This is a genomic window from Ruegeria sp. HKCCD6426 (assembly GCF_057221115.1).
The window spans coordinates 1-26407 of the sequence record NZ_JBWVBF010000001.1; the positions used below are offsets into that span (position 1 = coordinate 1).

General features: G+C 56.2%; 22 protein-coding genes and 1 tRNA gene. 13 read left to right on the plus strand and 10 right to left on the minus strand.

The genetic code is table 11. The annotated features are described in order from the left end of the window. Window positions 1-278 (plus strand): EF-Tu C-terminal domain-related protein (locus tag AC2TDA_RS00005; RefSeq protein WP_480896842.1); only part of this gene is annotated, 278 nt, incomplete at its 5' end. 148 nt (window positions 279-426) lie between these two features. Here AC2TDA_RS00005 and AC2TDA_RS00010 read toward each other — a convergent pair. Beyond that, complete coding sequence (locus AC2TDA_RS00010) at window positions 427-876, minus strand: hypothetical protein (RefSeq protein ID WP_480878129.1); 450 nt, start codon at window positions 874-876, stop codon at window positions 427-429. A gap of 21 nt (window positions 877-897) precedes the next feature. Beyond that, window positions 898-1266: an antibiotic biosynthesis monooxygenase family protein gene (locus tag AC2TDA_RS00015; RefSeq protein WP_480878131.1), complete on the minus strand. Its 369-nt coding sequence runs from the start codon at window positions 1264-1266 to the stop codon at window positions 898-900. A gap of 78 nt (window positions 1267-1344) precedes the next feature. Here AC2TDA_RS00015 and AC2TDA_RS00020 point away from each other — a divergent pair, with 78 nt between their 5' ends. Beyond that, a complete protein-coding gene (locus tag AC2TDA_RS00020) occupies window positions 1345-1776 on the plus strand; it encodes a MarR family winged helix-turn-helix transcriptional regulator (protein WP_480847861.1) in 432 nt (143 codons plus the stop codon). A 65-nt stretch (window positions 1777-1841) separates the two neighbouring features. Here AC2TDA_RS00020 and AC2TDA_RS00025 read toward each other — a convergent pair whose 3' ends face one another. Continuing rightward, on the minus strand, window positions 1842-2549 hold the full coding sequence (locus AC2TDA_RS00025; protein ID WP_480847860.1) for a lysophospholipid acyltransferase family protein: 708 nt from the start codon (window positions 2547-2549) through the stop codon (window positions 1842-1844). Between the two features lie 143 nt (window positions 2550-2692). Between AC2TDA_RS00025 and AC2TDA_RS00030 the strand changes: the two genes are divergently transcribed. Beyond that, a tRNA-Trp gene (locus tag AC2TDA_RS00030) sits at window positions 2693-2768 on the plus strand. A gap of 223 nt (window positions 2769-2991) precedes the next feature. Here the strand turns inward: AC2TDA_RS00030 and AC2TDA_RS00035 are convergent. Beyond that, the gene (locus AC2TDA_RS00035) at window positions 2992-4143 is read right to left on the minus strand and encodes a hypothetical protein (RefSeq protein WP_480878132.1); all 1152 of its coding nucleotides are present in this window, start codon (window positions 4141-4143) and stop codon (window positions 2992-2994) included. Window positions 4144-4525: 382 nt separating this feature from the next. Here AC2TDA_RS00035 and AC2TDA_RS00040 point away from each other — a divergent pair, with 382 nt between their 5' ends. The 9 genes from AC2TDA_RS00040 to lptF all read left to right on the plus strand — a co-directional run bounded on the left by AC2TDA_RS00040 (window position 4526) and on the right by lptF (window position 18408). Next, window positions 4526-4831 carry a hypothetical protein gene (locus AC2TDA_RS00040; protein ID WP_480878133.1) on the plus strand — a complete coding sequence of 102 codons (306 nt, stop codon included), beginning with the start codon at window positions 4526-4528 and terminating at the stop codon, window positions 4829-4831. Between the two features lie 162 nt (window positions 4832-4993). Then, entirely contained in the window at window positions 4994-5230 is a 237-nt protein-coding gene (locus AC2TDA_RS00045; RefSeq protein WP_480878135.1) for a hypothetical protein, read from the plus strand. Window positions 5231-6017: 787 nt separating this feature from the next. After that, window positions 6018-9317: an adenylate/guanylate cyclase domain-containing protein gene (locus AC2TDA_RS00050; RefSeq protein ID WP_480878136.1), complete on the plus strand. Its 3300-nt coding sequence runs from the start codon at window positions 6018-6020 to the stop codon at window positions 9315-9317. A 124-nt stretch (window positions 9318-9441) separates the two neighbouring features. Beyond that, complete coding sequence (locus AC2TDA_RS00055) at window positions 9442-11001, plus strand: FAD-binding oxidoreductase (protein ID WP_480878138.1); 1560 nt, start codon at window positions 9442-9444, stop codon at window positions 10999-11001. 39 nt (window positions 11002-11040) lie between these two features. Continuing rightward, complete coding sequence (locus AC2TDA_RS00060; RefSeq protein ID WP_480878140.1) at window positions 11041-12726, plus strand: hypothetical protein; 1686 nt, start codon at window positions 11041-11043, stop codon at window positions 12724-12726. After that, window positions 12719-14476: a ferritin-like domain-containing protein gene (locus AC2TDA_RS00065; RefSeq protein ID WP_480878141.1), complete on the plus strand. Its 1758-nt coding sequence runs from the start codon at window positions 12719-12721 to the stop codon at window positions 14474-14476. Before AC2TDA_RS00060 ends, AC2TDA_RS00065 begins: the two co-directional genes overlap by 8 nt. Before the next feature lie 2 nt (window positions 14477-14478). Further along, the gene (locus tag AC2TDA_RS00070) at window positions 14479-15789 is read left to right on the plus strand and encodes a radical SAM protein (protein WP_480878143.1); all 1311 of its coding nucleotides are present in this window, start codon (window positions 14479-14481) and stop codon (window positions 15787-15789) included. A gap of 3 nt (window positions 15790-15792) precedes the next feature. Then, on the plus strand, window positions 15793-17199 hold the full coding sequence (gene qhpG / locus AC2TDA_RS00075; protein ID WP_480878145.1) for a flavin-dependent monooxygenase QhpG: 1407 nt from the start codon (window positions 15793-15795) through the stop codon (window positions 17197-17199). A gap of 69 nt (window positions 17200-17268) precedes the next feature. Beyond that, entirely contained in the window at window positions 17269-18408 is a 1140-nt protein-coding gene (gene lptF / locus AC2TDA_RS00080) for an LPS export ABC transporter permease LptF (protein WP_480878146.1), read from the plus strand. On the opposite strand, the gene AC2TDA_RS00085 is transcribed toward lptF, so the two are convergent. Continuing rightward, window positions 18405-19235 carry a LysR family transcriptional regulator gene (locus AC2TDA_RS00085; protein ID WP_480847849.1) on the minus strand — a complete coding sequence of 277 codons (831 nt, stop codon included), beginning with the start codon at window positions 19233-19235 and terminating at the stop codon, window positions 18405-18407. The two genes, lptF and AC2TDA_RS00085, sit on opposite strands and share 4 nt — an antisense overlap. A gap of 100 nt (window positions 19236-19335) precedes the next feature. Between AC2TDA_RS00085 and AC2TDA_RS00090 the strand changes: the two genes are divergently transcribed. Then, on the plus strand, window positions 19336-19938 hold the full coding sequence (locus tag AC2TDA_RS00090) for an HD domain-containing protein (RefSeq protein ID WP_480878148.1): 603 nt from the start codon (window positions 19336-19338) through the stop codon (window positions 19936-19938). Window positions 19939-19986: 48 nt separating this feature from the next. Here AC2TDA_RS00090 and speB read toward each other — a convergent pair whose 3' ends face one another. The 5 genes from speB to AC2TDA_RS00115 form a co-directional block, all read right to left on the minus strand. Beyond that, on the minus strand, window positions 19987-20829 hold the full coding sequence (speB, locus tag AC2TDA_RS00095) for an agmatinase (RefSeq protein ID WP_480878150.1): 843 nt from the start codon (window positions 20827-20829) through the stop codon (window positions 19987-19989). Further along, on the minus strand, window positions 20826-21995 hold the full coding sequence (gene nspC, locus AC2TDA_RS00100) for a carboxynorspermidine decarboxylase (RefSeq protein WP_480878153.1): 1170 nt from the start codon (window positions 21993-21995) through the stop codon (window positions 20826-20828). The genes speB and nspC overlap by 4 nt, the downstream gene beginning before the upstream one ends. An 85-nt stretch (window positions 21996-22080) precedes the next feature. Next, the gene (locus AC2TDA_RS00105; RefSeq protein ID WP_480878154.1) at window positions 22081-23304 is read right to left on the minus strand and encodes a saccharopine dehydrogenase family protein; all 1224 of its coding nucleotides are present in this window, start codon (window positions 23302-23304) and stop codon (window positions 22081-22083) included. 25 nt (window positions 23305-23329) lie between these two features. Further along, window positions 23330-25219, minus strand: a complete 1890-nt coding sequence (gene speA, locus AC2TDA_RS00110; protein WP_480847844.1) for a biosynthetic arginine decarboxylase — start codon at window positions 25217-25219, stop codon at window positions 23330-23332. A 101-nt stretch (window positions 25220-25320) separates the two neighbouring features. After that, window positions 25321-26406: a DUF1513 domain-containing protein gene (locus AC2TDA_RS00115; protein WP_480878156.1), complete on the minus strand. Its 1086-nt coding sequence runs from the start codon at window positions 26404-26406 to the stop codon at window positions 25321-25323. Window position 26407 lies beyond the last annotated feature (1 nt).

Genomic DNA, 26407 nt, shown 5'->3' on the forward strand with positions numbered 1-26407 from the left:
CCAAGTTCGAAGCCGAAGCCTACATCCTGACCAAGGAAGAAGGCGGTCGTCACACCCCGTTCTTTGCGAACTACCGTCCGCAGTTCTACTTCCGGACCACTGACGTCACCGGCACCGTGACCCTGGCGGCTGGCACCGAGATGGTTATGCCTGGCGACAACGTCGGCTTCACCGTCGAGCTGATCGCCCCGATCGCGATGGAAGATGGCCTGCGTTTCGCCATCCGCGAAGGCGGCCGCACCGTCGGCGCCGGCGTCGTGTCGAAAATCATCGAGTAGGGCGCGCTTGTCGCACCTGGTTGCGTCAGGCGATTTTCCACAGGAAAATCTGCCGAGACCAACACGGTGAAGAAATCAATAAAGGCCGTCCCAAACCGGGGCGGCCTTTTACGTTGGGAATTTCTGTCAGCGATACTGCGCTGGTTGATTATAATTTGGATGTCCTTTTGCGCCGCGCGCTCATCGCTCGCCCGTCCCGTATGCTTAGCGCCATCAATAGTAGGTTGGTTGCCCCAGCAATCAGCTCGATGACTTGCACGACATAAAAACTGGTATCGAATGAGCCCGCATTTGCTTTTGCGCTAAGATAAAAAGCAGCGGGCACCAGGATCAGGAGACCATTCGCAGCAATAATCGGCATCCGCTTCTTTTTGGCAATTGCTTGTGCGTCCTTTCGCCGTCGTCCCAATGACATGCCTGACGCACCTACAATCGCCATCGCCGGTACGAGAATAAGAAGACCGCTAAGGATCATGGATTTGACGGCTGCGACAGTCGCGTGGGTCTCAAACAGCTCGCTGTATAGGGTGGAAGTCCAGAATATGAGGATCGTCAAAAATCCAACTACTCCGGCTATTGGGTGGATGGTTCTCAACATGGTGCTGCTCCGGGTATCGAATTAGGCGACACAGTGGTTTTCGACGGCAAGCTTTCGAAAAAGATGGGGCCGTGCCACAGCGCTTTCAGGGTAATCGGTTATCCGTCGCTGGAACTCGGGGTGCGCAAAGGCGTCGCGAAAGCTTTTGACGTCCTGCCAGATCGCATAGTTCACGAACGTCGAACTTCCTGCGACGCCCTTATGAAGTTGGGTCGAGATATATCCCGGCTGGGATTTCATGAAGTCTGCATCATGCGCCCAGGCCTTTAGCAGAGCTTTTTCGTCTTTCGTTTCCACCGTAAACAGATTGATTAGCACAACCGGACCTTCTTCGGTCTGCATCTGGTCCGCGAGCGTGGTGATTGCATCCAGCTCTTCGATCTTAGCCATTACGTGTCCTTTCAGATAAAATAAGATAGCAAGCTATGTAATATTGCATAGCTTGCTATTCAAGTGTAATTTTTGGACATGAAATTCGAAAAAGACGACTCGGCCGGTTATCTGGTCAATCACATGGCGCGATTGTTTGCGAAAGAACTGCAGCACCGTATCGTACCTCTTGGCATCGTTATCGGCCAATTCCCTATCTTGCTGGAGCTTTGGATTAAGGATGGCGTTTCGCAGAAGGATTTGCTGAACAAGCTCGATGTCGAACAAGCGACATTGGCTAACACGCTCAACCGTATGGAACGTGATGGCCTGATCAAGCGAATGAAGAACCCTTCTGACGCCAGGGCTCAATTAATCTGGTTGACCGATAAGGCCACCGCACTTCGAGATGACGCTTATAGCTCTGCCCACAAAGTGAACGCCGAAGCACTGCATGTATTGAGCGAGACCGAACGCGCGCAATTCATGGACTATATGCGCCGTGTCATTAGCGGCTTGCGCTCACCATAACGCGCTTTGTTTTAACCACGCTTTGTGAGGTAAGTGGTTTTCCACTCTCGAGTTGGTAAACGCATCTATTCGGATTCGGGTGCCCAAGGCTTTCGACCCACCATCCGGTCCGCCTCGGCGGTGATGTCGTTCATGTGTTGCTCAAGGTTTAACCGCAACGCTTCAATCTGCTCTTCTGTTGCTTTTCGCGGGACGGTTTCGGTCCATTCACGGCACAAGAACACGCCTTCGTTGCGCCAGGGGCGTGGCATCAACAGGCGGTCCCAGGTACCAGCCTCACGACCGTGCCGGGTTGAATAGGTGATGCCAAAGACCCGTTTACCCGAAGTGCGCGCCCAGACCAGAGGAACGGTTGAAGACACCCGCTCGGGGCCGCGCGGACCGTCCGCCGCGATACCGATCGAAATGCCTTGTTTCATCTTGCCCAAAACCTCGCGTGACAGCGTAACATGACGTTTTCGGCTGGTCATTGCGATGGTATCCATACCGAACAGCTTTTGCACGCGCCCCACCATGCTGCCCGCACGTGCGGCCGAGGTGATCGAGCAGATGCGCCCTTTGTCCAACGGAAAGAAATAGGGCGATTGAGCCAAGCGCTGATGCCATAAAACAACGATGACCGGTTCGCCCTGTTCTACCAGCTTATCAAGTTCCTCATAGCCGATGCGTTGCCAGCGTGTGCCGCGGTGGGCCAGCCGGATATAGTTTGCAATGCGCCGGGCGAGCCAGTTCAACACGGCTTCGCTGTCGGCGATTTTCTTGCGGATGCTCAAGGGAGGTGTCCTTCTGCTGGCCGAGCCTTGTCTTAAAGAACTGCGCGTCAGGTGCAACTTTTTTGTCAAACGGCAAACTGTCGGAGAATGTGAAAAAGCCCCTTGAGTCCGCCGCGTCACTGGCATATCTGATGGCGAACCATAGGGGTATAGCTCAGTTGGTAGAGCGACGGTCTCCAAAACCGTAGGTCGCGGGTTCGAACCCTGCTGCCCCTGCCATTAAAATCAACCACTTAGATGCAGATATACTTGCCAACGCAAAAATTTTGTGCGGTTTTTGGTGCGTTATTCTAAAAAGTCCAGAACCTGATTCCATTGTGTTCAGACGCATGAAACGGTTTGCAGCTTGGGTACGCTGTTCTTCCGGCGCTAGTTGAGTATTGACACAAATAGAATCATCTAGTGCGTGAGCACAGGTATCTCGGCTTGCTTTCAAGATCCCTTACCTATCAGCAGCAGTATAACGAAACGCGAGCGACACAACAGCGTAGGCCTTAGCCACCTGGCGCTTCAGCATTGCCGCCAGTTTCTTCAGTAAATTGGGGCCATTGATATCGGGTGGTGCATCCAGATCGGCGGCAGTCAGATCACTACACCTGTTGGCTGCGAACTGTCTGGTCTCTGATTTTAGATATTTAGCGGTAAACGCCAGCTCGACCGCTTCGCTGGTTAGTTCTTGGCTGTCGCCGCCAGCATCTTCAACAGTGCGTTTCGGCGATGGATAATTTCTTGGTTGCTCTGGTGAATCTGTTCCTGTCCCGCGGTGATCGCCAAGAGTAGATCCCGAAGCGGGGTCTCGCTCGATTGCGAGATATGGATTTGTGTTGGATCTGAGGTCATGCAAATTCTCCCTTGTTTCCTCAATGAATGCGGCCACGTCTGCGGCACAAATTTCTAGTGTTCGATTGCAATTGTGGTCCTTTAGATCACCGGGCAATTCCAGACTGATGCGGCTGCGGCCTCGGCCTTCCGTGATTGCGTCTCGCAGCTCCAAACCTTCGCGGTCGTTCAGCTCCGCCAGTTTCTTAGGCTGCTGCTCGCGGTCCAGCTTGGCAATCTCTTTGAGCTGATGTCTGAGCTTGGGCAGATCGAAGCCGTTTCGCTTCGCTTGTTGGTGCTTATTCTGGTTGAAAGATGACCAGCTCACAGCCGTCATCTCGGCCACGCGGTCGGCGTAGTCATGGCGGCCGAGTTCACGCAGGCGTTTCTGGGCAAAATTGTCATGTCTTCCGCTAATCAGTTTGTGGCCGAATTCGAGTTCCAGAAAACGACAAACGGCCTCGTCCCTGCATTTAGACTGGAAAAGCTTATAGCTTTCGCCTGTCTTTGAATCTGCCGCTGGCCTGACGAGGTGATAGTGTTTCTGGATCGAGCGATCACCGCGTTTGCTTTCATGCATTGAAAGCGTTTCAGGATCGGCGGGGTTGTACCCAAATTCTGAGCGGATCGCCTTCAAGGTTTGTTTAAGCTCGCCGGGGGTCAGTTCTTTGCCGGGGCTGATGATCGTTTGAGAAAGGCCAGATTTTCGGCCTTTGAGCTGGGCGAATTGATCGGCCACCATGAGCTGAGCGTTGTTGTCCTTCAGGACAAGCACAACCTCATTGTCACCATGACTGACTGCTTAGCCGGTGAACCGACAAGGAGGCCGTTGCGGATGATCTGGCGAATGCTCTCCGTGGATATGGTGACCTGCACAATCTGCCTTGGCCGCTTGAAGAATGTAAGCCGAGTACAGAATCCGAAAGGTTTGAGCACCAGGATCTCAGTTGATTGAGCGCACAGTGTTATCAAGAATGAACGGCCTATTTTTGGATTAAGCCCATGAAGCGACCTTTGGCGCTGGATGTAGCGAATGACGACGAAGAGCCCATTTACGACATCAAAGCCTGACCACTTGTTGTAGCTTGCGATTAGCCGTGGTGATAGCGTGCGTCAAGAAATTGGACGTTAATCACGTGCGAAAACGGTGACTTATGATGAACCTATTTGATGAATTGCTTCCGGGTCGGCAGGTAACTCAGGTCTGCTTCGTCCACGATTATCTACAGGTTGTCTTTGGTGATATGTGCCTGATAATAAATAACAACTACGAGTTTATCGGAGCTGAGGGCAAAGACTTCATCGATGAAACAGTTGAAAAGACCCAAACTTCTGACGTTGCCTTCATTCTAGTTTTTTCAGGTGGTCGAAAGCTGAAGGTGGGCATTGCAGATGAAGATTACCACAGTCCAGAAGCAATGGTTCTTTCGTCGGACCAAATCCCCATGATTGTTTGGAACTGACGTCTTCTTTGTCCGCTCCAAGGACTTCCAAAGCTCAGTAATGCAAGTCCGGTTTGGTGCTATTGCAGGATGTCGGGTTGCGAGTGTTAAAGGTGGGGCATTCCCGCCTGCCTTATCGTCGTCGGGACGCTGGCGCTTGAACCAGTTCTGTCGCGCCATAAGTTGCCTGGGCTGGCTTTGCTGGGCGACGCCTCGTACGCATTGTACCTTAGCCGTTTGATGGTGATCGGGTCGTCGACCCAGGTATTGGATGGCATCCCTGATCGCGAAAACTGGCTTATGCTACTAGCCGTCTTCGTCATCTGTCAGGTGGTGGCTGTAGCGATCTACCTGATCTACGAAAAGCCGCTGCATCGGTGGGTGAAGGCTCGCAGGCGAAGCGCAGCTGCAGGTGGCTGACTGGCCTCTTAGTCAGGAGCGGCAAACCCATGGCGATTGTCGAGCGGTATCCTAGCCGCAGCGCCCATGACATCATGGCCCGTTTCGATCATTCGTCAGGAATTTCGATATCGAAATTAAAATCGGTGAGTCGAGTTAAATTCGGGGCTGAGGTTAGAGGGGCTGGCCGAGGGGGTTGTAACCAGCCCCTCTCGGGGATTTACGGTTCGAGAATAACGTTCCGTTGAAATCACTTTAGAGTTTCCACCGGTCTAGCGAAATTGGGGGAATCCCTTAACAGAGGTTTTTTTGGGACGCCGAAGTTCGTTTCAAAAACGAAAACAGTGAATTTCCCAATGAATCGTGGACACAATTTTGCCACAATGTCACTCTGACTTGGTGGGCGGCACGCCTTTATTTTAGCACATACTGGTTTTCAACTGGTTTTTAGAGGGGGTTACGAGTGCGCCGTGTCGCCCCACGAATCCCTTCCATTGTTGATTTGTTTCCCCGGCCGACGGCCGAATCCCATCTTTGCGCGGTGTGTTTTTGCCTATTTGCCTTAGTTTCGAGCGCTTCCGCTCTTTCAGTTCAGTGCTGCAACTGGGGTCAATTTCCCGTTTCTTGAAGGCGTCCTGTAACACTCAAACCACTTGACGTTCCAAGCAAGAAAGAAAAAGCTTGCCATGCAGTCGGCCTATGCACCAGTTGCTTCGTCAAAGCGGCTATTGCTAAACGGCTTTTACCGGAGACTGGCCTGCTCCGGCCAGGGACGGTAAGCCAGAGTCGGATGGGGACAGTGGGGGAAATGACGGAGATCGGCGTATTCTTAGAGAAGCTGGGGTTGGCGAAGTACGCGCCCGTTTTCTCGTCAAATGAAGTAACACTGTCCGATCTTGCACTTTTGTCCGAACACGATCTGATTGATATGGGTTTGCCTTTGGGACCAAGGCGACGACTGATGTCGGCCTTGGTCGATGCAGGAACCGCAGCCCCTGTGATCGGGCAAGGCAAGATCGTTGCCGAACGGCGGCAGTTGACGGTTATGTTCGTAGACCTGGTCGGATCTACCCCCATGTCCGAACGACTGGATCCCGAAGACTTGGGAGAGCTGGTCCGCCGGTTCAAGGAAACCTGTACCACCGCTGTCGCGCGGTACGGAGGTCATGTCGCCAGTTTCATGGGTGATGGGGCAATGATCTATTTCGGGTATCCTCATGCACTGGAAGACGCGGCCTCGCGCGCCATAAATGCGGGTCTGGAGATTTTGGACGGGCTAAAGCGCATCGAAGGGCAGGAAACTCTGCGCGTTCGGATTGGGGTGTCAACGGGGCTTGTGGTTGTAGGGACCATCCACGGCGAAGGGTTGAAAGAACATGACGTAGTCATGGGACGTACGCCCAATCTGGCCGCTCGGCTGCAGGCGCTGGCCGAGCCGGATACCCTGATCATCAGCCCCTCGACCCGAAGGTTGGTCGGCAATGCCTTTGAATTGGAAGACAAGGGACATTTCGCCCTTAAAGGTTTTTCCGAAAAGATCCAGGCGTGGACGGTCACCGGGCAGGCTCGCATTGAACGGCGTTTCGACATCATGCCCGATGCGGGCGCTGGTCGCCTTGTGGGCCGCCATTCCGAGTTTCAGGAACTATGCGACAAATGGAACGAGGCCAGTCAAGGTACCGGGCAATCTGTACTGATCTCTGGCGAGGCCGGTATCGGAAAGTCGCGTCTGATTGAAGGGCTCAGTCAGAAGTTGCAGGGGCAGGGCATTATTAGGCTGAACTTGCAATGCTCTCCTCTGCACGCCAACAGCGCATTGTTCCCCATTATTCAGCATCTGGAACGTACAGCTGGATTTGCTCCGGAAGACAGCGATGAGGAAAAGCTGACCAAGCTGACCCATATTCTGCAGGATCACCCGCCCGAGCATCTGCGTCTGATTGCCGATCTGCTGAGTGTCGAGGCGGACAGCACATTGGGGCCATTGGATTTGCCACCTCAGGTCAAACTTGAGAAGACTCTCGAGGCGGTAAAAGAACAACTGGCCGCTTTGGCGCGGAACAAGCCGGTTCTGGTGCTATTTGAAGACATTCACTGGGTCGACCCGACGACCTTGTCACTGACCAATCGGGTGATCGAATACATCCGGGACCTGCCGGTCCTGATCATCGTGACCGCCAGATCGGGGTTTGATCCGGGTTGGAGACATCATCACAACACGTTGCATATTCCGCTCAGGCGTTTAGCCAACCGGGATGTGGCCGAGATCGTCGCTGATGTAGCAGGTGGGAACTCGGTTCCAGCGCCAGTATGCGAGCTTATCGCGGCGAAGACCGACGGTATTCCGCTCTATGTGCAAGAGGTAACGCGCGCCCTGTTGGAATCGGGACAGCTGCAGCTGACAGACGAAGGCTATGCCCTCACCGGGCCCCTGCCATCGTTGTCGGTGCCTAACACACTCAAGGATTCGCTGATGGAGCGTCTGGACCGGTTGGGCATGGCCAAGGAAGTGGCGCAGACCGGGGCCGTGTTCGGGCGTCAGTTTTCGTTGGCACTGGTAGCGTCGGTATCGATTCTCTCACCCGCTGTGTTGCAGGCAGGGCTGGATCAGTTGTCTTCAGCGGGACTTATTCTCGAGGCGCCGAACGCAGGCGAAGGTGAGTTTATGTTCCGCCATGCGCTGATCCGCGATATGGCCTATGACAGTCTATTGCGAACCGAGCGTCAGGTTATGCACGACCGGGCAGCGGGTGCGCTGCTGGAAAACCAGCCGCAAATGGCGCAGACACAGCCTGAGGTTCTGGCGCAGCATTACACTTTGGCCAACCGCAAGGCCGAGGCTGTCGAACACTGGCAGAACGCCGGGCGACGTGCGATTGAACGTTCGGCCCTGAAAGAAGCACTGACGCATTTGTCCAAAGCACTGGACCAAGTGGCGGACTTGCCGAAAAGCCAGGAACGGGACCTGCGAGAAATCGACATTCAGATCCTTCGCGCTGGCATTTTGCGATCCACAAGTGGGATCCCAGGCGACGCCACCGGCGAAGCCTATAGCCGCCTGCGAGAGTTGTGTTATCGCGCCAACGAAACCGAGAGGCTGTTTCCGGTTCTGAACGGGCTTTACGCCTTCCATCTGGTTCGGGCCGAATACCGTTTGGCACAGGACGTGGCCACTCAAATCCTCGACCTCGCGGCGGATAGCGGCAGGACCGAGCATCAGATGGTTGGGCACCGCGCTATGGGGGCTGTTCAATTGCACCTGGGCAACCTGCCCGAAGCACAGGGGCATTTGGAACAAGCTTGGGCGATGTACGATTTTGATCAGCACGGCCAACTCGCCTATGTCTATGGCACGGACCACTCGGCTATCACATCGGCGTTTTTGGGGACATGTTACTGCCTGATGGGGCGGCAGGAAGAAGCCCTGAGTATCCAGCGCACGGCACTGGGGTCGGCGAAAGAGCTCAATCACGCCCACAGTATTGCGCAGACTCTGGTCTATATGTGCAAAGTCCATATGCTGTCCCGCGATACTCCGGCATTACGAAGGGATATCGAAGCCTTGGTTGAAATTGTGCAACAACATTCGTTGCCCTTGATGGCGACAATTGCGCGTTTTTGGGCCAGCTGGGCTGATGCAGCGACTGAACCCAACACCGAGAGCATTGAAAAGCTGCGCAAGGCGGCCAACGACTGGTGGTCTGTTGGGGCCGGGAATTACAAAAATTTCTTTCTGTCCCTCATTGCTGAATTACAGGTACAGGTCGGAGACTACGACGCTGCGCGGCAATCCCTGCATCAGGCGGGGCGTTTTCTGGTTGAGACCGAAGAGAAATGGGCAGAGGCAGAATATTTACGCATACAGGCCAAGTTAGCCGCTAATACAGGCGATGACCCGGAACCATTGTTGCTGCGTGCGATCGAAACAGCCCGAAAGCAGGGCGCGCATTTGTACGAGTTGCGTTCCGTCATCGCGCTGGCGCAATGGCGCCGAGACAACGATGTACCTGTCGGGGATGCCCTGAGTTCGGTTCTGACGCAGTTCGGGCAGGATGACGAGATACCCGATCTGAAGGAAGCGCGTTTGTTTCTGGAAACAATGACTTGACCGCATGAGCCGATTACTGCCAGCTTGGCTGCGGGCGGATATGGGCTGACAACTGGAAGTTGCCTTCAAAGCGCAGTTTCAGACCTTTCCGCGCATATGCCGTATCCGCATTTGAGGAGCGCCCATGCGCAAGATCAGCAAGACCCTTTTATCCAAAGACCGCATCGCCCACAGCCGCTCGGATCTAGCGCTTCAACGCTATCACCCGATCAAACCGAAACAGATTCGCAACTTTGAAAAAGGACTGATAGGTTCGGTCGTTTTGCCGACAGATCCTGATTACAACAACGATCGACAGGTTTGGAACCCGGCTTTTCAGGACTATCCCGAAATCATCGTCTACGCCGAAACCATCGAAGATGTACGCGCCAGCCTGGCCTTTGCGCGTCAGCATGATCTGTGGGTGGTTGCACGGTCCGGCCGACACAGTACGGCAGGGTATTCCGTCAACAACGCAATGGTTCTCGACACCAGCAGGATGCGCTATGTGACCGTCGACCCGGATGTGCCGATGGCCTATGTAGGGCCGGGCACACCGTTCAAGATGCTGAACTCGATCCTCAACTCCTATCACCTTCACGTGCCGGGTGGGGCCTGTCAGGACGTTTGTGTAGCCGGTTTCATGATGGGCGGTGGGTACGGTTTCACCTCGCGCCTGTTCGGAATGGCGTGTGACAACGTCTTGGGTGTAACCGTGATGCTGTGGGACGGCAGCATTGTCATTGCAGATGAAGAGACGAACCCGGATCTGTTTTGGGCGATCCGCGGCGGGACCGGCAATAATTTCGGCGTCTTGCTCGAAGTGCGCTACAAGCTTCAGAGGCTATACAAGGTCTGGGGATTCCACATCAAATGGCCGCTGAAAAAGGCGGCAAAGGCGTTGGAGTTCCTACAGGCCAACTATATGAGAGACGGTATCTCCGATAAGTTCGGCGCCTATATTTTTCTTGCATATCAGGGGGATGAAAAGGTCCTGCTGGTCTCTGGGCTGTATCACGGCAAGAAAAAAGACGGGATGGAAGTGATCCAGCCGTTGCTGGACAAACCCATCGGCGGTCTGCTGGAGAACCAGAAGGCCGGAACCTATCAGGAAATCAATTCGTGGCTATATGACGAAAAATACGACATCCCCGTGGTCCCCGATCAGGCCCGCGAGGACAAGCAGGCGGGCTACATTGATCGTCAGCTGAACCAGGCAGAATGGCAATTGGTCGTGGATTACCTCGACAGTACGCCCAACGCTTATGGTGCGGTAGCCATCGAGCCTTATGGCGGTGCGATCAACCAAGTGCCGGTTGGCAAGGACGGGAATGCCTTCATTCACCGCAATGCTTCGATGAATTTCTACGTTGATGTGTTCTGGCTGTCCGAAGAGGAAAAAGAAGTCGTTGTACCGTGGCTAGATGGGTTTATGAAATTGATGACCGACGAAGGGTTCTTTAACGGTCATTCTTATCAAAACTATCCGCGCCGGACACAGCTGAACTATCGCTGGCTGTACTGGGGCGATAACTTCAATTCACTGCTTTTCGTGAAGAAAAAATTCGATCCACACAACTTCTTCCACTATCAGCAGAGCATTTCTCCGGTCCCCAAGGACGCGCCGCGGGACATTATCCGGGACAAATCCAGGTCGTTCTTCAAGGACAAGAAAATCACTTACGAATTTTTTTCCAAGCCCTGAGCAAAGGGACAGCCAACGTCGAATTGGGGAGGGCCCAGCATGGACACGATTCAGGAGATCTTTTTTCTGCCACCCATGGCGGTCGCCCGGTTGGGGCCTGGAGAAACGCCGCTGGAAAGCTATGAGTGGCAGCAGGACATGGACGCGCATGGCAATAACAAGACAGTCATCCGGTCGAACGTGACATTGCGTGAGAATGAGGATGGCAGCGTCTCGGCTTATCTGCCCGATCCGAATTCAATCCGGTTTCGTGACGAAGGTGGCGCGCTGCGCCCTGTCGCGCCCTTCTTTGAGTTGTGGGCCCGAATGCATGACGCGGAAACCGGAGAAGAATACGAAACCCCTGTCACTCTGGACTTTTTGGATGGACAGGGTCTGTCTCTGCAGCATGTCCGGTATACCGTCGCGGTCGGCAACCAGAAGGCTGAACGCCGGACCGGAGACGCCGCCTGCGGATTCCGCGCGCGGGTCGAGATTGCTGGTAAGGATTTCACGCCCAAACCCCTGCTGGCTTTCAGCCCTCATACATCGGAACAGCAACCGATGGTGTATGAACACAACCCGATCCCGTTGGGATCTGTGCGTGTGATCCACCCGGTACGCGGCTATGACAAGCCGGTCCAAGATCAGCCCGTGGACCGAAGTATCCTGCGTCTGCGCTTTACCCCGCCAAAGGGAGAAGTCTATGGACCACCGGACGCTGCTTATGGCCCGGCAACGCTGGCGGTGCCAGGGTACGAGAACGACCCTCCGAAATCCGAATACGGGCGTATCCATGAAATTGTTCCCGAACAGAACCGGATTCTAAATCCGGATACCCCATGGTCGAAATGGATTATGATGAGCGGGACATCGGATGACCCCGAACCGCATGACAGCTATGACGGTGCACGCGTCGGTAATGATCAGTCTTGGGGCGTGGCTGATGATACCAGCGACGGTATCATCGAGGCCACACTGTCTGTTCGCGGTGAGCGTCTGACGGCGCGGGCAAACATAATGACCGGGCCACCTGATTTTGCGCCTGATTGCCGGCCTTTCTACAGCCTCGAAGACGATCTGGCCGATCGCGATCTTTCCTTGGTGTCAGTAACCAATGGCAATTACCTGCAGGCCAAGGCTGAAGTCGTCGACATTTTCCGCCGCGCATTCGAGACCAACAGCCTGATCAATCTCGACGATATCCGTGCACAGGGTCTGAAAGACAATGCCAAGCTTCAGGCGAAGACGAAGATACAGCCGACAGAGGGCCTACCTTCGACGGATGCAGCTTCGATGACAGAAGAAGACGCCCGCCCGCCGGACAAGATTCCCGACCTGATCCGACCGCAGCCTGTTTCCGCGTTTTCAGTTTCCGTTCCGAATGAGCGGCTGCCTTATACGGTGGCGACCAAATTCGTCCATGAACAGCTGATTGACGAGGAAAACCTGCTGGATTTCCTGCGCCGCCGCCCGGATTTCGTGAAAACTCTGCTACGTCCGCCTTATGGCATTCTGACACAGCTTGAAACCGATCCGAACCCGGATCAGACACCGAACCCGGATTTCCGTGATCCGCGGATCGTGCGTGACATGATGCATGACGCCCGGATGCCGCCCTATATGCGCGATTCCAACTATTACCCGCTATCTCTATCGAGACGGCAGTATCATCTGGTGATCTCGTTCATCGACTATCTCGTGTCGCAGTTGTCCTCTCAGAAAACGGAGGTCACTGATGTCTGATCGCCCTGATCAAATCCGCATTAAACCGCGCAACCTGACCGCACGAGCGGCATACAAAGTGCCTGGCAACCCTGACAACACGCGCATGGACGGATCAGTAGGCAACTGTTTCCCCGGTCTGGAGATGGACGTCCGAAACCTCGACCGGCGGTTTTTTCCCGGTCTGGTATTCAATGCGGTCAGAGTGCCTCTGAGCCCGGTGCCCGAGGCGCCGAAGAACACCCAAGGCTTCCATCTGGTTTTTGTCGATTATTTCTATGATCCGATGTTGCCTGACGATAGCCCTGAAGATTGGGTGCAAACCCTGTTGGCTGACTACAGCGGCGCTGTTGGTGAAAGGCTCAGCCAGGGCCGATGGTTTCTGGCCTGGGTGGAGCAGGGTGGCAAACGGATCCGTTTCACTGACGACGCGGGTGCGCCCTATGATGGGCTGATGGTGTGGCGTTTCATCCGCAGTCTGGAATGTGGCGACGATAGCCCGGTGACTATTGCGCTGGAGCGCCGCAATCACGAAGGCATCGTCGATGCGAAACAGGTGATCTTGCACGGCTATCGCCGCCAGTACCGAACCGATGCGGGCGTATTCAGCAATGCTTACGATCCCGGAGAGTTGACGCAAAGCCTGTGCAACCCGTGGTCCCATGATTTTCGCGACTGTGGTTGCCACTACTGGCCCTCGAACCACCCAGATGTGGTCATGGCCGAAGTACCGCACGATGCCGCGCTGCCCACCGGGCAATCCGACAATCCAATCGCTGCTGAAACATACTTGGACTGGCTGCGTTCAGACAAATCGCCATCCGGAAATGTGGCTGCGATGAATACTGTGGAACAGAACCGCCCCTATCAGATCGACCACTATCAGGTGAACCAGATGTGGAGCGAACTTCCCATCGTCGTGGAAGGCCGTGAAACCGGTGAGGTCTACGAAGTTGATCCGGAATTGCCCGATGTTGACCCCTATGGTTCGACCGACGACATGATCAAGGATCTGCAAGAGCGGCTGGCGCCGATGGAGATGACGCTGAGCTTGCAATATCTTTATGCCTATTTTTCGCTGGCCGATCCCGAGATGGTGGATACCAGACGTTGGCCGACACTGAAGGACGACTTGATCTTTGCACGCCGCGCGTTAGTGGAAGTCGCGATAGGAGAGATGACCCATATGCGCTTGGCCAACCAGTTGCTATGGGAGCTGCAAGGCGACGCGTACAAGCCTGTCTTGACCCCTGCCAAAACGTTGCGGTTTGGGCCGGGTTACGGAAAGGTCTACCCCCGTTCGTTGCGACCTCTGACACAGGAGGCAATCGACGATTTCATCGAAATCGAACGCCCCGGCGGATATATCGACCGCGCTTATGCGCAATGTGTGAAAACGTTGGAACAGAAAACTTTCACCGACCGTCGTCTCTATGCTCTGGCCGTGCGGATCGACAGTGATGGCGACGAGCATTTTCTGCGTTTCCGCCAAATGAAAGAGGTTCTTGCCAAATACGATATCGGGCAGGGTACGCCTGCTTATCTGCGTCCGATTCAGGTGGGCACAGAGACGCAGGCCAAGGACGCGCTTGCGCAGTTTGAACAGGTCAAAGATGGCCTGCGCAATGCCTATACTCTGGAGGCCCGGGAACAATACGAGCAAGCACAGGACTACATCCAACAAGTGCGCGACATCATGAAACTGCTCCGTGTCGAAGGCGAAAAGCTGGCCGCCGAAGGGATCGGTATCCCGTTCTGGCCGGAGGATTGAGTTTGATCCCGCCCAAGGCGCAAGTGCATTTCTTTGAATCCGACCACGGCCACCACGTGCTGGCCGTGGATGGGTCGCGGGTTTTTGACGTGCCACCTGGTACTGCAGAGCGGTTTGCGGCGTCCGATGCCGCCGCTCAGCGCGACTACCTCGCGTCGTTGGGCTTAGACAATGTTCCCTTTATCGACGACAAACCACCCGAAGACATGCCTGTGCGATCTCTGTCTTTGGCCGTGGCGCAGAAATGCAATCTGGCCTGCACCTATTGCTATGCCTCGGGCGGAGAGTTCGGAGGCTCCGCGCGGAACATGGAATGGGAAGTCGCCAAAGAGTCCGTTGATCGTTTGATATCGGAGGCCGAACCGGGTGTGCGCATCAATCTGGCCTATCTCGGTGGAGAACCGCTGATCAATCGCGACCTGATCCGCCAGGCAACTGAATATGCGGCGAACCGCGCTCAGGCGCACGGGTTGCAGGTTGGGTTTTCGGTCACCACCAACGGTACTTTGCTGCAGCCCGAGGATGCCGAATTCTTTGAAACGTATGGGTTTGCAGTCACGATCAGCCTGGACGGGGTAGGGGCAACGCATGACAAGCTGCGACCCAATCGTGGAGGGCGCGGTAGCTATGAAGCGATCCTGAAAAGATTAGTGCCGCTGTTGGCGCGGCAGCGTAAAATGCAAGTGGGGGCTCGTGTGACCGTGACCCCACAGAACATGAATCTACCGGAAACGCTGGAACAGTTTGTAGACATGGGGTTTCATTCCGTGGGGTTCTCTCCGATGCTTGCTTCGCCGAATGGCCGTCATGAGCTAAACCGAGCCGATCTGGACGACATGCTGGCGCAGATGATCCTTTGCGGACAAGCGTTTGAGGCCGCGGTGATCCAAGGCCGACGCTACCCATTCTCGAACATGTCCGCCGCGATGCAAGAAATTCACCGGGGCACGCACCGCCCGTATGCCTGTGGCGCGGGAGCCGGGTATTTCGGCGTCTCCGCCGAAGGTGGACTATTCGCCTGCCACCGCTTTGTCGAGGATGAGGCCGGCGCCATGGGGGATGTTTTCAGTGGCCCGGATCTGCGTCGGGATCATTGGTTGAAAGATCGGCACGTGCATGGTCAATCCCCCTGCAACATGTGTTGGGCGCGCTACCTGTGCGGCGGCGGATGCCATCACGAAGTCATTCACCGTGGCCGTCCGGCCTGTGATTACATTCGCGGCTGGCTGCATTACTGCCTGCAAGCTTATGTCCGTCTGTCCGAAGCGCGGCCGGATTACTTTGGTGAAGCGGCAATGGCCGCAACTGCCTGATCGATGCCTAAAGATATCGAAACTGAAATCTGCGTAATTGGCGGTGGCCCGGCCGGGTCGGCGCTTGCCCTTCGGTTGGCTCAGCTTGGTCGGCAGGTTTGTCTATTGGAACGAGCAACCTTTCCACGCGCCCATGTGGGAGAGTCCCTGCCCTCCTCGATCTGGCCGGTTCTGCATCTTTTGGGTTTGTCAGACAAAGTTGAACAGGCAGGGTTTCTGAGATCAACCGGGTCAATTCTTCATTGGGGCGGCGAATTTGATCGTCGTGGACCGGCCGCTGATCGGGCCGGGTTGTTAGTCGACCGTGGTCAATTCGATGCACTGGTTCTTGATGCCGCGCGCGCCGCTGGGGTGAGTGTGCTGAACGCCGCCCGAGGGTATCGGCCTCGGCGTCTAGAGACTGGATGGGAAATTCCGGTGCACTTATCAGAAAGCGTGCTGCGCGTCCGCGCTCGGGTCTTGGTGGATGCGGCCGGTCGGCATGCGGGTTTGGGGCGCAAGTTTCGGCCAGCGTCGCAGCCACTGCTGGCGCTTTTTGCTTATTGGCAAGCGCCCCGGGGATTTGGTGCGCAGGCACGGGTCGAGGCTGGTGCCAGACACTGGTATTGGGGGGCAATGCTGCCCGGCGAATCTGTGAATGCAATGGTCTTTGTTGATCCTGCCGATTGCAAGGGCCTGTCTCCGGCAGATCGCCGCGATCTTTACCTGAACCTTCTTGCGCAATCGACATTGCTGTCGCCCTGTCTGGAACAGCGACGTATCGGACCCGTCCGACGCAGCGACGCCACCAGTCAGGTCGAAATTACACCTCCTGCGCCTGACTTGATCCGGGTAGGAGAAGCAAGTTTCTCGGTCGACCCGTTGTCGTCACAAGGTGTGCAAATGGCCATGGGGCAGGCGGTCCAAGCCGCTGCGGTCGTGAACACTGTTCTGACACGCCCTGAACACACCGAACTGGCGCTGTCGTTTTATCGTGACCGACAGACCGAAAGGGTTCAGGCCCACGCCACGCTGGCAGCTGAATACTACGCCCGCCAAAACCTTGTTTCCCCCGCCAATTTTTGGTCAATGCGCGCCGACCCGATGGCATGGATGTCGCGGGTACTGGACGAACCGGAGATGGCGGACATACCAGAGGGGATACCCCTGCAGATGTCGCCAGATGCCAGAGTTTCCGTGTCAGGACTTCAGACCGCTACCCATATAGAACCTTCAGCCGTTCTCCGGCACCCAACCTTGCAGCGCCCGGTGGCTAATCTTGAAGGTACTCCGCTGGTTCCGTTGATACGGCAACTTGATTGCCCGCTAACCGCGGCTGGTATTCTTGAACTGTGGTCAAATAGCCTGGGCGCGGACCACGCAAGGCGAATTCTGCAGTGGCTCTGGCAAAACCGGATTCTGATCGGGTAATCCCGGTTTCCTCTGCCGTGCGTATGCCCTAATGTCCCCGCACGTCGCCAACAGCCGAAAAGAGGTCACATGTCGCGTTTCGATGGGTATTTCCTGCGGCAATTGCTGGTTCTGTTCGGCTTCTTTACCCTTGTTCTCGTCGGGGTTTTCTGGATCACCCGCTCGGTCAGCTTGTTTGACAGTGTGATCAGCGGCGGGCAGTCTGCGATGGTGTTCTTGGAGTTCACTGCCCTGACCCTTCCTACATTGATCCGAACGGTGATGCCCATGGCGATTTTCGCCGCCGCGGTTTACGCCACCAATCGCCTGAGTCGTGAAAGCGAGATGACTGTGATGCTGGCCACCGGCTCCAGTCCCTGGCGGCTTTCTCGTGCAGTCGTGCTGTTTGGTGTGATTGCGGGTCTGATGATGGCTGTTATCAGCGTTTTTCTACGTCCAGCGTCAATCGAGCAGTTGGAACAGCGGCAGGCCGAGGTCGCCGGTGATGTGACCGCGCAACTTCTCAACGAAGGTGAATTCATGCACCCTGCAGAAGGCGTGACAGTTTACATCGGTCGGGTTGATTTGGACGGCACATTGCATGAAGTGTTTGTTTCCGACAGCCGGGACGCCAAGAACCCAGTCAGTTATTCCAGTACAACGGCTTACCTCGTCAACGACGACACGGGAATTCACCTCGTGATGGTAGACGGCATTGCGCTCAGGCTGAATGCCGAGGGCAAAACGTTGTCCTCAACCTTATTTGACGATGCTTCCTACAACATCACGGAATTGACCAGAAAATCCGAAATGGGTCAGCGCAGTATTGGGGCAATTTCAACAGTTGATCTGATCAAGAACCGCGAAGTTGTCTCTGTAACCGATGGGCACAGTCAGGGACGTTTGATCGAAGAGCTGCATCAACGTTTTTCCTGGGTTGCCATTTGTATCGCTGTGGCGTTGGTCGGGTATGCCACTTTGACATTAGGCAGTTTCTCCCGTTTTGGGCTTTGGCCGCAGATACTGGGCGCGTTCATGATCCTGGTTCTGCTGGAAGGTGTGCGGGGCTTGATCTCGCCGGTTGTGATCGAAGATCCGGATACGTGGATACTGCTGTATTTGCCGGCGATCATGGGCATCCTGGTCTCGTGCCTGTTCCTGTTGTTGGCAGGACGTCCACTGCTGCGCGCTCGGCCCAAAGGTGTAAACGGCACGGTTTCTGCAACTTAACCTGATCCTCGTAGGTCAATCAGGCAACCAAGCACATCGTCAAAGGCTGTGCTGTCCCTGCGGGCGACCAGATACAGCGGCAACATCAAATCTACGGCCCCGGCAACAAGCGACAGTTCACCTGCGGACAGCTGATCCTGAATAACATATTGCGGGAAGTACCCGGATCCTCCTCGCTGCAAGACATAACGCAGGGCCATCATGCAATTTCCCAGAAAAATCGTTTGCCCCGAAGCCTGTCGCGCGGTCGAGCGCACGTGGTCCTGATAAACCTCTCCCAATTCGAGGTTCACGAAGACCGGATCTTCCCCTGTGTCTGGGGTTTCAACCAGCAAAAGGCGTTCTGGAGTCAGTTCGTGAAGCGATACACGCGGGTCCGATGGCTTTTCGTGGGTCAGTGCCGCATCCAGAACATGGGTTGCGACGGCCTCGACCATATTCAGGTCATGGTCGTAATTGAGCGTTAGCAATAGCTGGCCAAGGCGCTGCTCGTACAAGACTGCCAAATCAACCAAAAGCGGGTCCCAGACACTCAGTTGCGCCCCAAGGCGCAACGCGACCCGGTTCTGCGATTGCGCCGGTAAATCGCGGGACGCAAAGGACCAGAGCGACAGCATCTCTTCAGCATATGGTCGGAACTGTCGCCCAAAATCCGTCAATCTCGTGCCCCCTGCGCCGCGGGTAAACAAGGGTTTGCCAGTTTCTTCTTCAATCAGACGTATGCGGGCGCTGACGGCAGTTTGGGTCACATTCAGTTTTCGGGCCGCGGCGTGGAACCCGCCCAACTCGGCGACGCTGAGAAATGTTTCGAGTGCTTTGATCTGCATGATGAAAGTAATTTTTGATCAGAGTGATAAAATCAATTTATTTTTTTACTCGCTGTGGATTTGGTAGGCTGTGTGCAGGTCATTAACCAAAGGACGCGCCATGCTGGACAAGAGCCACAAACCCACCTGGACCAGTTTCGAAAACGCCACCAAAGAAGATTTTCTGGCGGTGATGGACTACGAGGACGCTTATAACGCGGCTCTACCGGATCGTATTCTGGACGCTATCCGTTCGCTGGATGAAGAATGGACGCCATATCCGATCAACCGATATCAGCACTGTCTGCAGGCCGCGACACGCGCGTATGAGGACGGTGCAGATGAGGAGATTGTGATCGCGGCCCTCGTGCACGACGTGGGCGATATCCTGTCTCCGTACAACCACGGTGAGTTGTCGGCAGCCATGATGAAACCCTATGTCAGCGAGCGCACTTACTGGATTCTGAAGCACCACTGTGTGTTTCAGGGGTACTATTACAATCACTTCCTGGGAGGCGATAGCAATGCGCGCGACAAGTATCGCGACAGTCCCTATTGGGAAGATTGCCGGTATTTTTGCCACGAGTATGATCAATGCGCTTTTGATCCGGAATACCCGACCAAGCCGCTCGAATTCTTCGAACCCATGTTGCGCCGAATTCTAGACAAGAGCGAAGGCCACATGGAACTGAACGAAACTGCAGATGATGGTAATACAGACTAATGGAGGTTTAGGGCGGGCCGATTTGGCCCGCCTTACCCATATGCCTTTTCAGCAGCTTGCCATCAGGCGATAGACGATCTGGGCCGCGGTAAAATCCCAGGCGGCATTGCCGTCCGGTGCCAGTTCAACGACGTCGAATCCAACACATTTGCGGCCCTTGAGCGCGTGCTCGACCAGCCGAAGTGCTTGGTAGTAGCCAAGGCCGCCGGGTACCGGCGTGCCAGTGGCGGGCATCAATGACGGGTCCAGACCATCAACATCAAAGCTGACATAGACCAACTCGGGGAAGTCCTCGGGCAGGTCAACGGCGTGGATGTTGCCGGTGACCAGATCCTCGGCGTCCACGTGAAAGACATGGTTTTTCAGACGGCTCTTAGCTTCTTCGGTTGAAAAGGCACGCACGCCGAACTGGGCCAGCCGGATGCCTTCCTCGGCTAGCAAGTGCATGACCGATGCGTGGGAGTGTTTTTCGCCTTGGTAGGCATGACGCAGGTCGGCATGCGCATCAACCTGGACGATTCCGATCGGTTGCCCCAGCGCGCGTGCGACGCCCATCACTGCACCGTAGCTGAGCGAGTGTTCGCCCCCTAAAACGACGGGTACCTTGCCCGCGCGTACCGCGGCCTCGGTTCGCTGGGCCAGACGCTCCATAATCTCGGGTAGGGCAGCATCACAATCCAGCTCGGCCTCGGTAAAGATACCCTCGACGCAAGGTTCCGCGTGGCCGGTGATACGTTCCAGTTCATTGCTGGCCTCAATGATAGCTTCAGGACCCTTTGCAGTGCCCGAACCATAGGATACGGTCCGCTCCAGCGGGACTGGGATCACGCGGAACCGGGCATCTTCGGTACGCTCGGATGCGGTCAGTTCGCTGTCGAGGAAAATGCTCATGAGAGTCTCTCTTTGAAGTCGTCATATCCGAACTGCTTGATGATTTTCAGTTCGTCCGTTTCGCTATTCCACAGCGCGATAGTGGGTAGGGGGACGCCGTTGAAGGTGTTGGTTTTGACCATCGAATAATGCGCCTGATCGAGAAAGGCAAAGCGCTGACCGATCTCAAGCGGTTTGTCCCATGTGTAGTCGCCGATCACATCACCTGCGAGGCAGGAGGGGCCACCAAGCCGGTAGGTATGGCCCGCGTCGGCCTCGTCCATCAGGGCGGGGCGATAGGGGGCCTCGATCACATCGGGCATGTGGCAGGTGGCTGAGATATCGGTGATGGCGAGGTTCATGCCATTCACGGGTAGGTCGAGAATTTCGCCGATCAGAATGCCAGCGTCCAGTGCCACCGCTTCGCCGGGTTCGAGATAGACGTCGATGCCGTATGTTTCGTGGATAGTCTTGATGAACGCCACCAGCCCTTCACGATCATAGTCCTCGCGGGTGATGTGATGGCCACCACCGAAGTTCAGCCATTTGAGCTGATCGATGTGTGGCGCAATTTTCGGCGCGACAGCCGCCCAGGTACGTCGCAACGGTTCGAAGCCTTGCTCGCACAGCGTGTGCATATGCAGGCCATCGACTCCGGCCAACGCTTCTTGGGACAGTTGGCTGACCGGGGTACCCAAACGTGAGCAAGGCGCGCAGGGATCGTATTTGGGAACCTCGCCCTCAGAGTGTTCGGGATTGATGCGCAGGCCGACCTGAACGCCTGCGGCTAGTGCTTTGGCAAGGAACCGGTCCTTTTGTGCCGGAGAGTTGAAGATGATGTGGTCGGACAGAGACAGGATTTCGTCGATATCGGCGTCCTTGTATCCGGCGCAGAAGGTTGCGACCTCACCGCCATATTCTTCGCGGCCGAGCCGTGCCTCGTAGATACCGCTGGCGCAGGTGCCGCCGAGATACTGGCGCACCAGCGGGGCGAGTGAGAACATCGAGAAGGCTTTGAGCGCACTCAGGACATGCGCGCCCGAGCGTGTACCGATATCGGCGAGGATGCCCAGGTTCCGTTCGACGGCCTTTTCGTCCACCACGAAACAAGGTGTTGGGACGCGGTTAAGGTCGAAATTACGGAAGGCTCCGGCGTCTCCGGCCTGCGTGGTCATCATGTCGGTCATGTCCGGCGTCTCCTGAATGTGGAGAGGCCGGGGGCGCTGCCCCCGGACCCCCGCCGTATTGGTGAACAAGAAGAAGTTCTGGGGATCAGAAGTCGACCGGCCCGTCCAGTTCATGAACCTGCCACGGGAGGCCGTGTTCGTTCAGCATGTCCATGAAGTTGTCGGGGTCGAGCTGCTCCATATTCCAGACGCCCGGCTCGGACCAGTTGCCTTTCAGCACCTGCGCGGCGCCGATCATGGCGGGGACGCCGGTGGTATAGCTGACAGCCTGGCTGCCGACCTCGGCATAGCATTCTTCGTGGTCGCAGATGTTGTAGATGTAATAGGTCTTCTCGCCCGAGCCGTCCTTGGCCTGACCCGTGGCGATGTCGCCGATGCAGGCCTTGCCCTTGGTTTCGGCACCCAGATCACCGGGATCGGGCAGCAGGGTTTTCAGGAACTGGATAGGGATGATTTCTTTGCCGTCATGCATCACCGGGTCGATGCGGGTCATGCCGACGTTTTCCAACACCTTGGCGTGGGTGATGTAGGCGTCACCGAAGGTCATCCAGAAGCGCGCGCGCTCAATCTCGGGGAAGTGGGTCGAGAGCGACTCTAGTTCCTCGTGATACATCAGGTACATGTTTTTCTGGCCGATGGCGGGGAAGTCGAATTCGACCTTGTGGGTCATCGCCGGGCTGTGCTTCCACTCGCCACCTTCCCAGTGACGCACTTCGGCCAGCACTTCGCGCAGGTTGATCTCGGGGTTGAAGTTGGTGGCGAACTCCTGCTCGTTCGAGCCGCCATTGGCGTCCAGCACGTCGATTTGGCGGATGGTGTCCAGCTTGTGTTTTTTTAGCCATGTGGCAAACACGCTGGTCACACCCGGATCGAAGCCCGAGCCGAGGATGGCAGTCAGACCGGCCTCCTTGAACCGCTCCTGATAGGCCCATTGCCAGTGGTACTCGAATTTGGCTTCATCCTCGGGCTCATAATTCGCGGTGTCGAGATAGTGGATACCTGCCTCGAGACAGGCGTCCATTAGCACCAGATCCTGATAGGGCAGGGCGAGATTTACGAGGATCTCGGCACCGGTTTCCTTGATCAGCTTGACTGTATCTTCAACCTTGTAGGCGTCCAGTTCGGCTGTCGCGATATCAACGCCCACACGCTCTTTCACCGCTTTGGCGATGGCGTCGCATTTTGATTTGGTGCGGCTGGCCAGAGTGATTTCGGTGAAGATGTCCGAATTCATTGCCATCTTATGCACGGCAGCGTGTGATACGCCGCCCGCGCCGACAACCAGTGTTTTGCCACTCAAAGTACCCATGGGGGTGATCTCCTCTCACAGGGGGTTATTCGTAATAGGTGTAGCCGTTGATCGAGTCGCGGTAGGCGCTCATCAGGGTCTTGCGGTCTTTTGCCATCAGAGTACCGGTCGAGATCGCCTCGTCCACCATTTTGCGGAAGGCGGCGACGCAATCGTTGGGGTCGAATTCGACATAGGACAAGACCTGGCTGATCGTGTCGCCCTCTTGTTCGTGCAGCAGGTCAAAGCCGCCATCAGGACGCAGGTCGATGGTGACGACGTTAGTGTCGCCGAACAGGTTGTGCAGATCACCCAGCGTTTCCTGATAGGCGCCGACAAAGAAGACGCCCATAAGGTATTCGTGATCTTCGGGCAGGGAATGCACCGGCAGGCTGGGTGAAACACCGTCAGCCAGAATGAACCGGTCTATCTTGCCGTCGCTGTCGCACGTGATGTCGGACAGGACCGCACGGCGGTCCGGTGTCTGGTTCAGGCCCTGCAACGGCACGATCGGGTGCAGCTGGTCGATGGCCCAGACGTCCGGCAAGGATTGGAAAAGCGAGAAGTTGCAGTGGTAGATGTCGGCCACTTTCTCAAGTTGATCGTCTACATCCGTGTCCAAATCATCACTGGCCGCCAGTGCCTTGAGGCGGGCCATCAGTGACAGGTAAATCCGCTCGGCCCGGGCCATCTGGCGCAGATCGACATAGCCACGGCGGAACAGGGCACGCAATTCGTTGCGATAGAAGGTGGCGTCGTTCCAGCATTCCTGCAGGCGGTCGGTGCTGAGATAACTATGAACGGCGGCAAGGTCCGAGACGAGGTGGTGATCGTCAGCATCGACTTCGGGGCCGTTGGGCGCATCGTAGAGCGTGCTCTCCAGCACGTTGAACACCAGCATCGAGGATGTCGCCACCACCGCACGCCCGCTTTCGGTGACCAGTGTGGGGTGGTTCACCTCAGCTTCATCCATTGCATAGGCTACAGTCTCCACGACATTGGCGCAGTATTCCTCGACCGTGTAGTTGATCGAGTTCTCGGCAGCCTTCTTCTCGCCCGTATAATCCACACCCATGCCGCCGCCGAGGTCCAGATGGGTCAGCGGTACGCCCTCGCGCGTGAGTTCGGTGTAATAGCGGCACGCCTCGCCCACGGCGCGGCGCACATCGTTCACGTCCTGCACCTGTGAGCCCAGATGCGAATGTTGCAGTTTCAGGCAGTGTAAAAGCCCGGCATCGCGCAACTTATCCACCACGGCAACCAGCTGATCGGTGTTCATGCCAAAGGCCGACCGGTCGCCCGAGCTTTCCTCCCACTTGCCACTGATCTGGTTGGTCAATTTGACCCGTACGCCGATCAGAGGTTCGATGCCCAGCTCGTTATAGACAGCGATGACGGTGTCGGCTTCTTTAGGGCTTTCCAGAACGATGACGGTGTTGAACCCGATCTTGCGGCTGAGGATGGCAAGCTGAATGAACTCGGCGTCCTTGACGCCGTTGCAGACGATCAACGCCTCGCGCGCCAGACGATGCGCAAGTGCAACCACCAGTTCGGGTTTCGACCCGGCCTCAAGCCCATAGTTGTATTTCTGGCCAAACTCGACAATGCGGTCGATCACCTGCGCCTGCTGGTTCACCTTGATCGGGAAAACACCGCGATAGCTGCCCTTGTAACCGGTACGCGCAATGGCATCGCGGAAACTTTCGTTGATGTGGGCGATCTCGTTTTCCAGATAGGAGCTGATGCGCAGGATCATCGGAGACTTGATGCCGCGCTGATCCAGATCATGCAGGATGCCCGGCAGGCTGATCGCATCCGTTTCGGGCGCCATTGGATTGCGCAGACCGATCTCGCCCCGTTCTGTCACCTCGATGAGGCCTTTGCCCCATTTCTCAACCCCGTAGATGGAATGCGGTGCGTCAGGCGTCTGTTTCAATCAAGTCAGTCCTTGCGGTTCGGGTGCCAGTTTCGCGCCCGCCAATACGGCAGGAGTTTGATTCTTCCAAGTGTAATCTATGCGACTGGCTTTTCCGAACTTTACCGAGACCTGCTGATCGGGATCAGATGGTTATCCCATTGGCAGTCCAGTTGGGCGGCAACCCTTGGGCTGTTGCGACCCAAAGTCCCGAACTGGCCGGTGCCGGTGGTAAAGACCAACCCTTCCGAACCCGCGCCGAGGCCGCAGACATCCTCCAACCGGAACGCGCCGGTAAATGCGCTGCTTGCCACATCAAACCGGTGCAGCGCATTGCCGCGCGGGCAGGTGATAGCAATCGTGCCTCCGTCCGCGGAAAAGGCGATGCTACCCGCATAGCCTTGCAGAGTGTTTTGTTCGATTTCGGGCGCCGTCAAAAGGCGAGGTGCCCCGCCCCGGCTGTGAAGGCCTAGCAGGGGCGGGTGCTGGTTTTGACTGCCCTGCCATTGCATTGCAAACCCCACCAGACCGTCACGGCGTACGGCAAGATGGCGGATCGAGTCCTTGTGTAATTCGGATGGCAACTCAACCTGCTCTCGCACGGTGCCTGACAGATCCGTATAGGTCAGGTTTGGTTGCATCGTAGGCAGGTTCAGCTTGGTGCGGCCGGTGTCAGGGTGTGTTTCGATGCCACCGTTTGCAATAACCAGAATGTCGCCGTCCGGCATCAGCCGCATGTCATGGGGGCCGATGCCGCCGGACGAGAACTCACCCAGCCGCTCAAAGGTAGCGGTGTCCCAGACGCCGATCACTCCGGTTCCGACGTCAAAGTCGTTTTCCGTAGTGTAGAACCGGGCGCCATCGGACGAGAAAACGCCATGACCAAAGAAATGGCGCCCATTGGGCGCATGAATCTGCTCAACCGCTTGTCCGGCGACGCAGTCGATAACCAGAGCGAATGTTCCCGGACGGCGAGCAAACGCTACAGCCAGTGCCCGATACGGATGGGCCGCTGCGGCGTGCCCTCGGGCGGGTAGGGGTAGAGAGAACAGGATCGTCCCGGCGGCATCCAACCCGGCCAGCCGGTATGATCCGTCAGGAAACAGGCCCGCAGCCAGAAAATCGGGTGCGCCGACCGCTCCCCATCCGGGGGCAGGGGCAAGCGTGGCGGCGGCAAGGCCAGCCAGGAAATGGCGACGGGTGGTCATG